Source organism: Rossellomorea vietnamensis (genome assembly GCF_008180615.1).
GTDB lineage: Bacteria > Bacillota > Bacilli > Bacillales > Bacillaceae_B > Rossellomorea > Rossellomorea vietnamensis_D.
Map to the genome: position 1 here is coordinate 157,610 of NZ_VTEH01000014.1, position 14,643 is coordinate 172,252.

Genomic DNA, 14,643 nt, shown 5'->3' on the forward strand with positions numbered 1-14,643 from the left:
GTTCATTCTTCTATAGGATATCGTAATTCTTATTTGCAAGACGTATCTTACCATCTTAGTAAGATTGAAACGTTTTTCATTTATTACCCTGCTGCTAAACAAAACTACAATAAATATACGCACATAAGTTGTCCTGTATCTCCGGCCTGAGAGAATCAATCATACTTATAGTTTACCCCCTCATTTCAAAAGCTTTTTCCTCATAGATTGTGGGTATCGGAAAAATTCCAAGTGCCGGATTCTCCCCCCTGGAATTTGTATATTTCTCTTACTAGGAGAGCAGCTCTTCTCTTTCTTGCTTGTCAGTTATTTCCGCTCATTTATGGAGGTAGTTTTCGATATTCTTATGGAATAGCAACAAAATATCACGAAAGGAGCACATCAAAAAAGGAGTGGATTGCCTATGCAATCTACTCCTTCCAGCTCACCTGACCTTATTTCGCTTCCTCAAAATAGTCTCTATAGAAGCCGCCCATTTTGCCGCTGTCATCAACAACAAACAGATAATCTTCTGACTCGTTTTTTACCTCGTACGTTTTTCCAGGTGTTAATACGTTTTCTACCTTATACTTTGCAGCGTTTGTATGTATACATTTTACGGTCTTGATGGAAGGACGGGTTGTCCAATCGCGATGAATCATTTTGGGATTCTCCTTTCATTATCTTTCCCTCTAGTATATTCTCCCCGGACACAGACTTCAATAGCCCGGTTTGGTCATGGAACAGTTTTTTTAATTCCCCGGGCTGTCTCGGTAACTTATTAGATGTTATAGTAGAACTATACATTTTTTGAGAGGTTGTAAGCAATGAAAAAACTATTAAACCGACTGCTGGCCATGTTGCTTTGTGCGACATTAATTTATTCTGCGGCACACCGCCCGACAGAACAAGATTTTAATAGGTGGCTCAAAAATGAATACGGTCTTTCCTGCGGTCCCGCTTCTTGTACGATGAAGGACCAGGAATCAGATAAATACCGCACTCTGATTATAACCGGCTCTAGAACAAAAGACGGATACCTTCTGTTTAATACAATTTCAAGGACGTTCGAAGGCAAAGAAGGAAAGCAGACAGTCATCAAGGCCATCGGTTTTTTGGGGAGCTATTATACGCTGGTTGAAGAAAGTGACCATATCCTGCCCAGCGGTTAATTTCATTCTCCTCGATTCATGATGGTTCTCGAAGATTGTTTCCTCCTTTTAAAATAAAAAAACCCAATCAATGCGAAGAACACAATCACAGCCGCTGCCGCAGCGACTAAGGAAAGATGTTCAATGATAATTGTAAAAGTGGATGGAAAAAGCCTGCCTATCTGGAAATAAATCATGCACCAAATAAATGCAGCAGGATAAGCAGCCATCATGAAGGTGCGGAAAGATATTCCCGATGCACCCGCTATATAGGGCATGACCAAGCGGACACCTGGTACGAAATAACTGAAAGATATCCCGATTGGACCGTACTGCCTCAACCAGGTTTGAGCCTTACGGTAGAGCGATTGTGATTTGGATGTTTCCATTTTATGCAGAACACGTGCCTTTGCCCACCTTCCAACACCATACCCAAATGTGCCTGAACTTATAATACCCAAGTAGGTTGATGTAAAGGCGAGGACAGGCGAATACCCTCTCGATTCTGTAAGCACACCTGAAAAGGCGGCGGCTGCTTCGTTGGGCAGCGGCAGTCCTATAAAAATCAGCCAGCTGAATATAAACATGGCAAAATAGCCTAAATCATTTACGAGTTCTATCAAGAAAGCCATGCTCTTCCTCCTGTCTTAAAAGCTACTAGGTTGTTTATCTATTATACACCCAATAGTCATATTCAGCGTATTGTTTAAACCCGAGCTTCTTTAAAACAGGTGAGGAGTGGCCTTGTCTGGCTTGGCAAGTTGCAAGGATAGCTCCCTTACTTCTGGCATGATCCAATCGGAAGTTGACCATTTCAGAATAAATTCCTTGATGCCTGAATTCAGGAAGCACCCCTCCTCCATTCATGAACATCGTCCGGCCGTCACTGCTGAACCTGTAATTACTGTACCCTGCCGGCTTGGAATTCTTTCGAGCCAAGATATATCCTCCTTTCCTATAAGGAGAGGTAATATAACTTTTTCTTTCGTCGAAAAGCTTTTCATGCTGATCTTCCTGGTACCCCCAAATTGTTGAAGACACTTCTACCAGACTTTGTATATCTTCTTCATCCTCAACATCAGTTAACCGGATTTCTCTATTTTGAGGCAAGGCTGCAGGCTGATTGTTCAACATGCAGGCAAGCCCGTCATATCTGTCTGTCACTTCATATCCATCAGCTTTTAATATTGGGGACAGCAAGCTGCTCTGAGATCTCTCCAGCCAGAGACTGAAAGAATTCTCTCCAAAAAAGGTCTTCACCTTCCTCCATTTATTCATTCTGCAGTCAGGATTCGAAGCGGAAAACTCCACTACTTTATTACTGAAAACATTGTTCATTCGTGGATTCTTTATCGCTCTCAATCCGTCTTCTTCTAAAGTTTCAATATAAGAAGGGATCCATTCTTTTTCATAATCCCAATGGTGGGCATCGATTGCCTTGACTATTTCATTAGTGTTCATTCTTTTCACCTTTATAAAATTTTCTTTTTGCTCTAAATGGTGAGTATTTCCGATCACAACTTTCTTCAGTGGGTCTGCAAGTCTCCGGCACATTATCCAGGAGTCGAGCCGCCATCTCACTTATTCAGACAAAAGCCCTTCAACTTCCTGTTCGGACATTCCCAGCATTAACAGCTGTTTTTTTAACTTTAAATGATACTCCCGGCTGACGAAAGGCCGGGCCCCCCTCAAAATTTCTCTCGCATAATGAGCCGGCGGCCGGGTTTCTTCACCTTTATGATTTACAATGAACGTCAGTACATTGGGTATCACCACATCATTGACTTCTATATTCACGAGTGCAGCCCTATAATTGCCGGGTACCACACCTTCTCTTTTGTAAAGATAATCAACAGCCTCGAAGGGAAGTCTGTATACTATGCCTTCTGTCACACCTCCATCTTCAAGGATATCTCCCCGTCCTCCATCTTCCACAATAAAGGTATATTTCATTGAGTAACCGTTCAAAATCCCTTTACCCAGAGGTTCCCGGAAATGCTGATCAACCCCTGCAAGTTTGAATCGTTCAAGATCCATGCATGAACCATATGCAAAATAAAGAAGAGATTCCGGTTTTTGCTGCATGAAAGTATGTAATGTCCAGTCGCCTGAAGCAATATGCTCCTGGAAAAGCGAGGATTGAAATCCAGTGTAATATATGACATCAACCGGGCCATTATCAGTTTGGGCAGAAGCCGACTGTCTTAAATAAAGGTTATGATCTCTGTTTTCCTTATAATCTTCTAATTCATCGATGTTCGCCAGCACAGCTGGATTTATTTCATATATTTCTCCAAATACCCTCTCGATTCCTTCTTTAAGAGCAGGATAGCCTTTACCAGTGTCATACAGCTCACCTTTCATCCAGGCTTGCTCTGACACCAGGCTGGACTTTTCCAAGTAGTAATGGTATTTTTGATTTTTCCTTAAAGATCCATATACAAACAGTTTCATTGTTTCTATGTAACCCCCTGTTGAATTGATTTAAAATGTAATTCGTTAACCTCTGACCCAGCACATCATTATTTGTCTTTCTACACTATATGAATAAACTTCTTTTTTCAACCATGGTCATATCCCAATATATCTATTACTCTGAAGGTTCGTCTTAGAAATTTTAAATTAGAGAAAATGAACTGCATTTACATGCGGGGAGCTTTCCTCTCAATGTGTGTAATGATAAATGTCCCATCTATCCCTATTGCTTCCACGCTGACATATGCAGCCTGCCCAGCAGCATTACATACATACTTAGGTGCCTTAAATTAAATTACATAAGTCTGCGTTACTGAATAAATGATGCCGGCTGCTAAAACAGCAGACCGGCTTCATTTCATTTAACGCTGCAAGGCCTTCCTTTCAGCCTCTTCTCTTAATCTGAACTTTTGGATTTTTCCTGAAGCTGTCATAGGATATTCGTCTGTGAACTCAATATAGCGCGGAACCTTATGACGGGAAATTCTTCCTGTGCAATATTCTCGCAGTTCCTCCGCCGTGGCTGTTACACCTTCTTTAAGGATGACCCATGCCATGACCTCTTCCCCATATACCTCATCAGGAATCCCAACAACTTGGACATCCATGACTTTGGAGTGAGTATATAAGAATTCCTCTATTTCCCGAGGATAAATATTCTCCCCGCCCCTGATAATCATATCCTTCAGCCTTCCAGTGATTCTGCAGTATCCATTTTCATCCATAACGGCGAGATCCCCCGTATGAAGCCAGCCATCAGAATCAATGGCAGAGGATGTGGCTTCTTTATTTTTATAGTAGCCTTTCATTACATGGTACCCTCGTGTGCACAGTTCTCCTTGTGTCCCTGAAGGCACCTCTTCATCTGTGCCGGGGTTTACAATCTTCACTTCCACATTCGGCAGTGCACGCCCTACTGTTTCAACCCGAAGTTCAATTGGATCATCCGTCCTGGTCTGAGTAATAACAGGAGAAGCTTCTGTTTGACCATAAGCAATGGTTATCTGATCAGCACCCATCCTTTCTATGACGCCCTTCATTACTTCAATGGGACAGTTGCTGCCTGCCATGATTCCCGTCCGAAGAGAAGAAAGATCAAATTGGTCAAATTCGGGGTGGTTCAGCTCTGCGATAAACATTGTCGGCACACCATGCAGCCCCGTACATTTTTCATTCTGAACTGTTTCTAAAACCGTTCCCGGATTGAACTCCTGTACAGGAACCATAGCAGCACCTACCGATACACATGCCATGGTTCCAAGTACACACCCAAAGCAATGGAAAAAAGGAACAGGGATGCATAAGCGGTCCTGCTCGGTTAACTTCATACATTGCGCAATATTGTAAGCGTTATTCACTATATTGCTGTGGGTGAGCATTACCCCTTTAGGGAAGCCGGTTGTTCCGGAAGTGTACTGCATATTTATGACATCATGTGGATTTAGGCTTCCCAAGCGTTCATCCAGCTCTGACTCTTCAACTGAATCAGACATATTTAATATATCCTCCCAATTGTATGTACCGCTGTATCTATTCTCACTTAGGACAATGACATTCCGTAAGCTGGGCAGACGTTTGCTCTCCAGGTTCCCCGGCTGAGAATTTTTTAATTCAGGACATATTTCATAAAGCATCTCAATATATGAAGCATCGCGATATTGGTCCATCAAGAGAATGGTCGTTGCGTCTGACTGTTTCAGCAAATATTCCAATTCAGCCGTGCGATAATTGGTATTGACTGTTACCAACACAGCGCCCATCTTCCCAGTAGCAAACTGACTGGCAAGCCACTCGGGAGTATTAGTCGACCAAACAGCCATATGCTCCCCTTTCCGCAGTCCCAGTCCCATTAAGCCCCTTGCCACTTTTCTGCAGTGTTGATCAAACTCTTTATAAGACATTCTTAAATTGCGGTCACTGTAAATGACTGCATCTCTTTCCCCTTGTAATTCAGCCTTCTCTTCCAGTAATCTTCCTACAGTGACATTCAATAAGTTAGTCAAAGTATATCCCCCATTCAAGCAAAAGATTTTTCCTTTGTGGATTGGAAGCGATCTGTACTACTTGAAGTTCTCCACATCTCCCGCTCTTATATTATCATAAATTTTAGAATATTAAAAATACAACACTGTATACTTTGTTATCTTTCTTTCTTAGTGTGTAAATCAGCAATACATACTCCTTTAAAGAAGGCTGTTTTCTTATAAATGTTACTTCCAGAAAATCCTTATAAATGGATTTTCCCCTTGGAACTCGAGTTCTTGCTTACCAGGGTATTTCCGCTCATTTATGGGGATCGATTTTGATTTTGAAATTAACTTGAAATAGCATGAAAGTATACGAAAGAGCCTAAAAGAAAGAGTTATATTTAGCTAAAGAACTTTCGCTTATCTGTAAGCGATGCAACTTTTAAGAAGTGGACGCTTTTTCTTAATCATTGAATGTCCTGATCTACTGTAATTGCAGCTCTTCGGTTGATGGCAAAAACTTCTATAAATTTTTCTATAATACCCCTTTTCTTCTGGCAAAATTAGTTGTAAAATAAATAGAAAATATAGAAAATTCTATATTTTAATTTTCCTAGGAGGTTTTCCATGAAGATTATGAGTAATGAACAATTGGTTGCAGCTTATCGTGACGCGGAGAAAACCGGAACTGATCGTGACTGGATTCAAATGTTGAAGAAGGAGATTCATAGTCGAGGAATAAGGCCAAACAGGAAGATATAAGTCTAAATTTGATACTTAAGAACACCGATTATTTCTGTAGTACCCCCTGAGTGAAAGATAGTCTGAGAGAGCCTGTTCTAAGGCTTTCTCTTTTTTTATGTTCTTTTCAATCACAGTTAAAATATATGACTCAATGCAGGGACTTTTTAGGAAAGGGTGTATACGCATATATTGTTGCTTTCGGGAATATCCTTAGTGCTGGATTTCCCACCGTATCCTAAGGGTTCTCTCTCAAATCTGAGTGAGCAGCTCTTTTCTTTTCCTGTTTACGGGATTATTCCGGTGAATTAAAATTATTTTTTCATAATTAGTCTGAACTTGCAACAAAGTTAACGAAAAGAGCAAAAAACACCAGCAGAATTGCTCCTGCTGGTGTTTTTTCGTTTCTATTCTATTATCCTTCAAGCAGCAAGTCTTCAGGATTTTCAAGAAGATTCTTGATTGTGGATAGGAATCCAACCGCTTCTTTACCATCGATGATACGGTGGTCGTAAGAAAGGGCAATATACATCATTGGACGATTTTCCATTGTATCTTTATCAATTGCAACTGGACGAAGCTGGATTGTATGCATTCCAAGAATACCTACTTGAGGTCCGTTCAGGATTGGCGTGGAAAGCAATGATCCAAAAACGCCGCCGTTTGTAATAGTGAATGATCCGCCTTGAAGGTCGCTGAGAGCTAATTTGTTCTTACGTGCTTTTGTAGCAAGCTCCATGATTTCGCCTTCGATTTCTGCGAAGTTTTTCCTGTCACAGTCTCTTACTACCGGTACTACAAGACCATCATCAGTTGAAACCGCAACTCCTACATCATAGTACTTCTTAAGCACAACTTCATTGCCGTCGATTTCAGCATTTACATATGGATATTTCTTAAGTGCCGCTACGACTGCTTTAGTGAAGAATGACATGAATCCTAAGCGTACATCATGAGACTCAAAGAATTTATCTTTTTTGCGCTTGCGCAATTCCATTACCGCTGACATATCGATTTCATTGAATGTCGTAAGCATTGCAGCGTTTTGCTGAACTTCAACCAGGCGTTTGGCTATCGTCTGGCGTCTGCGTGACATTTTTTCACGTACAACCGGTTTACCATTATCTTGCTTAGGCGCAGCGGCTGGTTTGCTTTCAGATGCGGCAGGCTTAGAAGGAGCAGCCTGAGGCTTATTCTCATAAGCTTCAATATCTTGTTTGCGAACTCTTCCAAGCGGGTCTGTAGACACCTGTGATAAGTCGATACCTTTTTCACGAGCAAGCTTGCGGGCAGCAGGTGATGCGATTACACGCTCTTTTTTGCTGTCTTGATCATCCTGCTTTGAAGAAGCTTCTTCCGGTTGTGCTTCTTCTTTGGGAGCTTCAGCTTTTTCCTCTGCTCCATTTCCAGAAGACGCCGGCTGCTGTCCGCCTTCACCGACTATCGCAATGACCTGGCCTACTTCTACCGTATCTCCCTCTTCAGCCTTTAACTCCTGAATAGTTCCCGCTTCCTCAGAAATGACTTCCACGTTGACCTTATCTGTTTCAAGTTCAACAATGTATTCCCCTTTTTCAACATAGTCTCCCGGTTGCTTCAGCCACTGGGCAATTGTACCCTCTGTAATGGATTCTGCTAATTCTGGTACTTTAATTTCTGCCACTTTGTCTTCCTCCTCCTGTTTATCTTGTCAACGCTTCACTGATGATTCTGGATTGCTCTTTTTTATGGACGATCGGCTCGCCTTCTGCCGGGCTTGAACGCCTTCTGCGGCCGGCGTACTTGACAGTTACACCTTCAGGCGCTATATCACGCAAGCGTGATTCCGCAAAAGTCCAGCCTCCCATGTTCTTAGGCTCTTCCTGAACCCAAAGCAGTTCATTCAGATTAGGATACCTTTTCATGATTTCTGTAATATCCGACTTCGGGAATGGATACAATTCTTCCACACGAAGAATGTGAACCCAATCCAAACCTTCTTTCCCCTTCAGGTTTTCTTCAAGGTCGATGGCCATTTTTCCGCTGGTAAGGACAATTCGTTCCACCTTTTCAGCGTTGTCCCCCAGCCCTGGCTGTTCAAGCACTGAATGGAATTGTCCATTGGCAAGTTCTTCGGCTGTTACTGCCGCAAATTGATTCCTCAGCAGGCTTTTAGGTGTCATGATGACAAGCGGCCTTACCTCTTCTTTTTGAAGGATCGCTGCCTGCCTGCGCAGGATATGGAAATATTGTCCTGCAGTAGAGCAGTTTGCTACTGTCCAGTTAAATTCAGCGGCACTTTGAAGGAAACGTTCAACTCTTGCGCTGGAATGTTCTGGTCCCTGCCCTTCGTACCCATGAGGCAGAAGCATGACAAGACCTGATTTCTGTCCCCATTTTGCTCTTCCGGCCGATATAAACTGGTCAAACATCACTTGAGCAGTATTGGCAAAATCACCGAACTGGGCTTCCCACAAGACAAGGGTCTCAGGAGCAAATACATTGTAACCATATTCGTAACCAACTACAGCCGTTTCCGTCAACGGACTGTTAAACACGGAGAAGGATGCATTCGAATCTTTCAACTGGTGCAGCGGGATCATTTCCTTGCCCGTTTCATGATCGTGCAGCACTAAGTGGCGCTGTGCAAACGTGCCTCTCTCGGAATCCTGCCCTGTCAGTCTGATTGGCGTTCCTTCTTTAAGAATTGTCGCAAATGCAAGCGTTTCCGCATGCGCCCAATCAATTTTCCCCTTTCCTGCAAAAACGCCTCCGCGTCTTTGAAGGATCTTCTCCAGTTTCTTGAATGGGGTAAATCCTTCCGGCCATTGAAGCAGCTCGTCATTCAATCCTCTGAGCTGGTCAAAATCAACACTGGTGTCGATTTTCGGGAAGCCGTTCGTCACGTCTTCCGGCGGATTCATCACGATATCAGGGTTTTCATCTTTTGTCGGCACTTTTTCATATGCCGCTTTCAGTGTATCTTCAATATCCTTCTCCATCTTAGCCGCCTCTTCCTGGGTCACAATACCTTCTGAGATCAGCCTTTCTTCATAAATCTTGCGTGGAGTTGGATGATTTGTAATTCTGTTATACATCACAGGGTTCGTCACCATTGGTTCATCCATTTCGTTATGCCCGAAGCGTCTGTATCCAATTAAATCAATCACGAAGTCCTTACTGAATTTATTGCGATATTCATAGGCTAACACAGCAGCAGCGAGACAAGCTTCAGGATCATCTGCATTAACGTGGACAATCGGGACCTCAAATCCTTTGGCTGTATCAGATGCATACTTGGTCGAACGTGAGTCATAGCTTTCTGTCGTGAATCCTATCATATTATTTGCAATAAGGTGAATGGATCCGCCGGTATTGAAGCCCCGCAGCCCGCTCATATTGAACGTCTCTGCCACCACTCCTTCACCTGGGAAAGCAGCATCTCCATGAATCATGATCGCGTAGGACGTTTCAGGATTCTGTTTCGGGGAGCCTTTTAGTTCTCTTTCTTCTTGTGCAGCTCTTGTATATCCAGCCACAATCGGGCTGACAACTTCCAAATGACTTGGATTGTTGGCAAGTGTTACTCTTGCTCTTGCTGTATCACTCACTCCGATTTTACGGTCGGCACCCAAATGATATTTTACATCACCCGTCCAGCCGTAAGTAATTCCGATTGATCCTTCTGAAGGAATCAAGTCCTTGCTTGGTGCGTGCTGAAACTCAGCAAAGATCATTTCATACGGCTTGCCGATCACATGGGCTAGTACGTTCAGGCGTCCACGGTGAGCCATCCCGATATTTATCGTTCTTGCACCATTTTCAACAGAATAGCGGACAAGTTCGTCAAGTAAAGGAACCATGTTATCAAGGCCTTCAATGGAAAAACGCTTTTGTCCGACAAAAGTGCGGTGAATGTACTTCTCAAAACCTTCCACTTCGGAAAGGCGCTTCAAGAGGGCAAGTTTCTGCTCCTTGTTTGATTTTGTCAAAACGGATCCAGACTCTATCTTTTCTTTCAGCCAGCTTTTTTCTTCCATTTCATGTACATGAGCAATTTCATAAGCCAGCTTGCTTGTGTACACCTTTTTCAAATGGTTGATTGCATCAAGCCCGTTCCGTACCTCTGAAGGTGCTTGAGGGCAGATGAATTCAACCGGGATCCCCTTAAGGTCTTCTTCAGTCAAATTGTATTCTTGCAAATCAATTCTTCTTGTGTCCTTTTCACGGTCATTCAATGGGTAGATATCCGCGGCAAGATGTCCATATGTACGAATATTGTCAGCAAGATTGACCGCGGCGACAATTTTCCCCAAATCTTGGTTTCCAGCTGGAAGAGAGGTTACAGGAGATGATTGTCCTGCTTCTCTTTCGACTGCTGCCGGCGGCCCCCATTGATCAAAAAGTTCTTTCAGTTCAGGGTCGATTTCTTCCGGATTTTCCTGATATACCTCATACACTTCCATTATATAACCGAGGTTTGGGCCATAAAAACTTTCCCATGGTCCTGCCTGGTTTGTTGATTGTCTTTTCACTTTGAAAAACCTCCAACCATTTCGCCATTCTAAATTTTTAATTACATTATTGGAATACTATGTAAGTATAGTATTTTAAAAGAAATATAAAACGCTTACAGCAACATTTTATCACTCTGAAGTAAAGAGATAAAGCATTTGTGACAAAATCTTTAAAATTTCGCCAACTTTTCGAAATAGTGTATAACCGGTAAAATTATCCACTGTTTGTTCAATTGGTATAGTATTTAGATTATTCTGAAATAGTAAAATGCAATGAGTTATCTTTTGAAGCCCATCTCTGTCCAACATTACCATTTTTCATAAACCATCTTACTACTGTTACCTAAAAAAACCAAATATTTTTTTTGATTTTATTCACTTTTTCGTATATTTTTTTAATATCCCTCTAAACAGGGATTCCTTGCCCATTTTTCTCTTCTTATTTAACACCGCTCCTTTCCTGAAATCGAGGTATTGTCTCCCTATTTTTCTTATCCCTTCTTGCCGGAAAGTCAAACATGAACCAAAAGCGGAAGCACCTTGTCCAGACCCGACAGGCAAATGTTCTCAAGAGAAAAAAGGCGGTCTTTCCTTTTATTTTCTTGGGGTTATTTAACCCCGAGGGGCTAAATCCGTTCCAGCGGGTTTGGACCATCAAGCGCTGAAGCAATTTAAAGGATATTCATTTTGCAATCTCCTGGGCAGTGAGGATTTCGAAATCATCTGAGAACTGATGGGCATCCGCCTGCATATGATGTAGGAGAGTATCTCATTCACTTACCTATAGTGCTTTTGATTAATACCTTTCATATAAAAGATTTCATTCCTGCTATCCTCCGTTCAAATAATTTTAGAATACTGAAGAGGTGATAAGACATGTTTCCCTGGAACTCATTTTTTCCACTAAACAAGAATATGAAAGAAATGATGAAAAGTATGAATCCCCAGGACGTTGATCAGTATGTTAAGGGGGTAATGAAGCAAATGTTCCCGAGTGACTGGCAAGGGACACAAGATCCGGGTGACTTTATGAAGAATATGAATAATATGATGAGCGGAGGCCGGAATGATTCTGAGAAAACAAATACTCCGCATGAAAGTGCCGAGAAAATACCGGTGAATATATTTGAGGCCCTTGAGAGCATTTATATCCAAATAAAGATACAGGATGAAGACCTGGTCAAAAGCATGAAAGTGTTTCATACTTCCAATCAAGCCATCTTAGAGAATATCCCTTCCGCTGGAGAGCGGCAGGTGATCACTCTTCCTTGCCTTGTTAAAAAGAAGGGGTCTTCCGCACAATACAAAGATGGTATTCTTGAGATTAAAATCCCTAAAAGCATAGACCTTCAATATACAGAGATAGATGTTTCTGAACGAAAATAAAACCACCTTCAAATTGGCTTATTCCTTAAGACTTTAAAATCATAAGAAAAAAGGCTGAGGAAAGGAAGAAAAAGATGAAAGAGTTTAGAATGGAGACAGACAATGACCATGAAGCCGTCCAAAGACTCAATGGGTCTGGCTTTCGGCCTGTATGAAGAGAAACTGATAGATTGCATCAGAAGTTCAGAATAGTTTGTCCCACTGCTATCTCTATGTGCAGTCAGCAATAAAGGGACCGTTGTCGGACACCTGCTTATGAGCGCAGTATTGATTGATGGCGGCAGGGAATACTTTTCCATCCTGGCAAGCTTGTCAGGGAGGCCCTTGAAAAGGGGGAAATACAGGGCACTGGGGCATGCTGTCGTATTGGGCCATCCTAACTATTATCCCCGGTTTGGATTTAAAGCAGCTTCGTCATAATAAATCCCCTCTCCTTTTACATTTACGGATGAGGATTTGATGGCCATTGAGTTCAAGCCTGGTCCCCGGAAGGAATGCGGGGAACAGTCAGATACCCTCCTTTTTTGATTCCATTACATAGAATGAACATTTGAACATAGAGTGTTTCACCAGTAGTTTAAGCGGGGTCCATATGCAGAAACTTTTCGTCCAGGATCTGCAGCGGGGAAAATCCCAAGCTTCGATTTTCCATGGAAATTCTGCCTTTTATATTTGAAAAGGAAATCTAATATTTAAATCAAAATATGGCAGCCGGATCTCCTCGATATGCAGCTTTTATCTTTCCTTATGACAATGGAAGACAGATCTAGTCATTAAACGCGGTTGGACAAGGATGCCGCTTACAGAATGGCTTGTTTCATTTTTCTTATTGCTCTTTCGCGAGCTGCTATTTAAGTATCCAAAAAATGACTTCTTGCCATTGAATGAATTCCTTTTTTTTGAAGACAATAAACGAAGTGAACGAATTTGTCTTTTGGAGGATCGACTATGGAACAAAAAAAGAAATGGGACTTATTTGCTCTCTCTTCAATTCCGCTTGTAATGACACTTGGCAACTCCATGCTGATTCCTGTTCTTCCGACCATGGAGAAAAAGCTTGGAATCACCGGCTTTCAATCCAGCATGATCATTACAGTATATTCTCTTGTAGCTATTCTTTTGATTCCCATTGCAGGGTATCTATCTGACCGATTCGGCCGAAAAAAGATTATTATCCCAAGCCTTATTATTGCAGGGATAGGTGGAATCATTTCCGGATGGGCTTCTTGGCAAATGAAAGATGGCTATTGGATTGTACTGCTGGGGCGCTTTGTCCAAGGCATCGGGGCTGCTGGTGCTTTCCCGGTTGTTATCCCTACTGTAGGCGATATGTTCGAGGATGAAACAGAAGTGACAAAAGGATTGGGGTTGATAGAAACCTCTAATACCTTCGGAAAGGTACTCAGTCCTGTTCTAGGGTCACTGCTTGCAGCTTGGATCTGGTTTATTCCGTTCTTCTCAATTCCCCTATTTTCGATTATTGCGATTCTGTTAATGTTCTTCTTGGTAAAAGTTCCGAAGAAGGAGAAAAAGGATGAAAAAACTCAGACAATAAAGGAGTTTACTAAAGAAATTAAAGAAATCCTAGGCAAGGAAGGGAAATGGCTTTCCGCTATCTTTGTCATTGGGATCGTCTCCATGTTCATTCTTTTTGGCTTTTTATTCTTTTTATCAAATGTATTGGAAACCAAATACAAAATCGATGGTGTCCTTAAAGGGCTTTACCTCGCAATGCCTCTGTTATTTTTATGTGCAACCTCCTTCCTGACTGGGAAGTTCATTGGAAAAAACAGGACAATGATGAAATGGGCGATTGTAGCCGGAATGTTACTGGGAGCTGGAGCTCAAGTACCGATTTTTTTTACAGAGGGAAAATGGATGCTTCTGATATTCCTCTCGTTAGCCAGTATTGGCATCGGTGCAGCATTGCCTTGTTTAGATGCACTTATAACAGAGGGTATCGAAAAAGAGCACAGAGGCACAATAACGTCCATCTACAGCAGCATGAGGTTTATCGGGGTGGCAGCAGGCCCTCCCATTGTCGCTTTGCTTTCAAAGGGAGTTACTTTCATGATTCTAATCGGCATTAGTGCCGTTTCAGCATTCTTTGCCTTGTGGTTGATCAAACCTGAACCCCAGGAAGAGGGAAAGATGCAGCCAAAAATTACGTAGGTTTATTGAATGGATAGACTCACAGCCTGTTCTGACTTTAACGGTCAAAAGAGGCTGGCAAGTGGTTTGCTATTTATACCAAGGTTAAAATAAAAATACCTGGCTCAAATCTCGACTCTTGAGCCAGGTACTTTCTGTGTTTCCTCCTATATTGATGCTTAGGGGTCTCACTGTTTGTTACCAGGTAATCCAGTGAATTATGGTGCTTATTTCGGAATTTGCATCAACAACTAGCCACAAAGTTTATAGAGTAATTACAAAAGTATCGAAATTTGT

Annotated in this window: 12 protein-coding genes; 5 read left to right on the top strand and 7 right to left on the bottom strand. The window is 42.0% G+C overall.

The features are described 5' to 3' along the window. Positions 1-434 precede the first annotated feature (434 nt). A complete protein-coding gene (locus FZC79_RS16720; protein WP_148947899.1) occupies positions 435-641 on the bottom strand; it encodes a DUF6501 family protein in 207 nt (68 codons plus the stop codon). Positions 642-806: 165 nt separating this feature from the next. Here FZC79_RS16720 and FZC79_RS16725 point away from each other — a divergent pair, with 165 nt between their 5' ends. Further along, the gene (locus FZC79_RS16725; protein WP_148947900.1) at positions 807-1,151 is read left to right on the top strand and encodes a hypothetical protein; all 345 of its coding nucleotides are present in this window, start codon (positions 807-809) and stop codon (positions 1,149-1,151) included. Positions 1,152-1,153: 2 nt separating this feature from the next. Here the strand turns inward: FZC79_RS16725 and FZC79_RS16730 are convergent, their stop codons facing one another. The 4 genes from FZC79_RS16730 to FZC79_RS16745 all read right to left on the bottom strand — a co-directional run bounded on the left by FZC79_RS16730 (position 1,154) and on the right by FZC79_RS16745 (position 5,608). Then, on the bottom strand, positions 1,154-1,762 hold the full coding sequence (locus tag FZC79_RS16730) for a DedA family protein (protein ID WP_148947901.1): 609 nt from the start codon (positions 1,760-1,762) through the stop codon (positions 1,154-1,156). A gap of 34 nt (positions 1,763-1,796) precedes the next feature. Beyond that, positions 1,797-2,591 (bottom strand): GNAT family N-acetyltransferase, encoded by a 795-nt coding sequence (locus tag FZC79_RS16735; protein ID WP_187442835.1) that lies wholly within the window; start codon positions 2,589-2,591, stop codon positions 1,797-1,799. Positions 2,592-2,711: 120 nt separating this feature from the next. After that, positions 2,712-3,584 (bottom strand): gamma-glutamylcyclotransferase, encoded by an 873-nt coding sequence (locus tag FZC79_RS16740; RefSeq protein WP_252183372.1) that lies wholly within the window; start codon positions 3,582-3,584, stop codon positions 2,712-2,714. 383 nt (positions 3,585-3,967) lie between these two features. Continuing rightward, complete coding sequence (locus tag FZC79_RS16745) at positions 3,968-5,608, bottom strand: AMP-binding protein (RefSeq protein ID WP_148947904.1); 1,641 nt, start codon at positions 5,606-5,608, stop codon at positions 3,968-3,970. Between the two features lie 591 nt (positions 5,609-6,199). On the opposite strand from FZC79_RS16745, the gene sda reads away from it, so the two are divergent. Further along, positions 6,200-6,334, top strand: coding sequence for a sporulation histidine kinase inhibitor Sda (gene sda, locus FZC79_RS16750; RefSeq protein ID WP_148947905.1), 135 nt, complete (start codon positions 6,200-6,202; stop codon positions 6,332-6,334). A gap of 394 nt (positions 6,335-6,728) precedes the next feature. Here the strand turns inward: sda and odhB are convergent, their stop codons facing one another. Beyond that, positions 6,729-7,976 carry a 2-oxoglutarate dehydrogenase complex dihydrolipoyllysine-residue succinyltransferase gene (odhB, locus tag FZC79_RS16755; RefSeq protein ID WP_148947906.1) on the bottom strand — a complete coding sequence of 416 codons (1,248 nt, stop codon included), beginning with the start codon at positions 7,974-7,976 and terminating at the stop codon, positions 6,729-6,731. Between the two features lie 19 nt (positions 7,977-7,995). After that, complete coding sequence (locus FZC79_RS16760; protein WP_148947907.1) at positions 7,996-10,827, bottom strand: 2-oxoglutarate dehydrogenase E1 component; 2,832 nt, start codon at positions 10,825-10,827, stop codon at positions 7,996-7,998. A 957-nt stretch (positions 10,828-11,784) separates the two neighbouring features. Between FZC79_RS16760 and FZC79_RS16765 the strand changes: the two genes are divergently transcribed. The 3 genes from FZC79_RS16765 (at position 11,785) to FZC79_RS16770 (ending at position 14,367) form a co-directional block, all read left to right on the top strand. Then, positions 11,785-12,195 (top strand): Hsp20/alpha crystallin family protein, encoded by a 411-nt coding sequence (locus tag FZC79_RS16765; protein WP_252183373.1) that lies wholly within the window; start codon positions 11,785-11,787, stop codon positions 12,193-12,195. Between the two features lie 255 nt (positions 12,196-12,450). Continuing rightward, a complete protein-coding gene (locus tag FZC79_RS23280; RefSeq protein WP_187442836.1) occupies positions 12,451-12,615 on the top strand; it encodes a hypothetical protein in 165 nt (54 codons plus the stop codon). A gap of 528 nt (positions 12,616-13,143) precedes the next feature. Then, a complete protein-coding gene (locus FZC79_RS16770) occupies positions 13,144-14,367 on the top strand; it encodes an MFS transporter (protein ID WP_148947909.1) in 1,224 nt (407 codons plus the stop codon). Positions 14,368-14,643 lie beyond the last annotated feature (276 nt).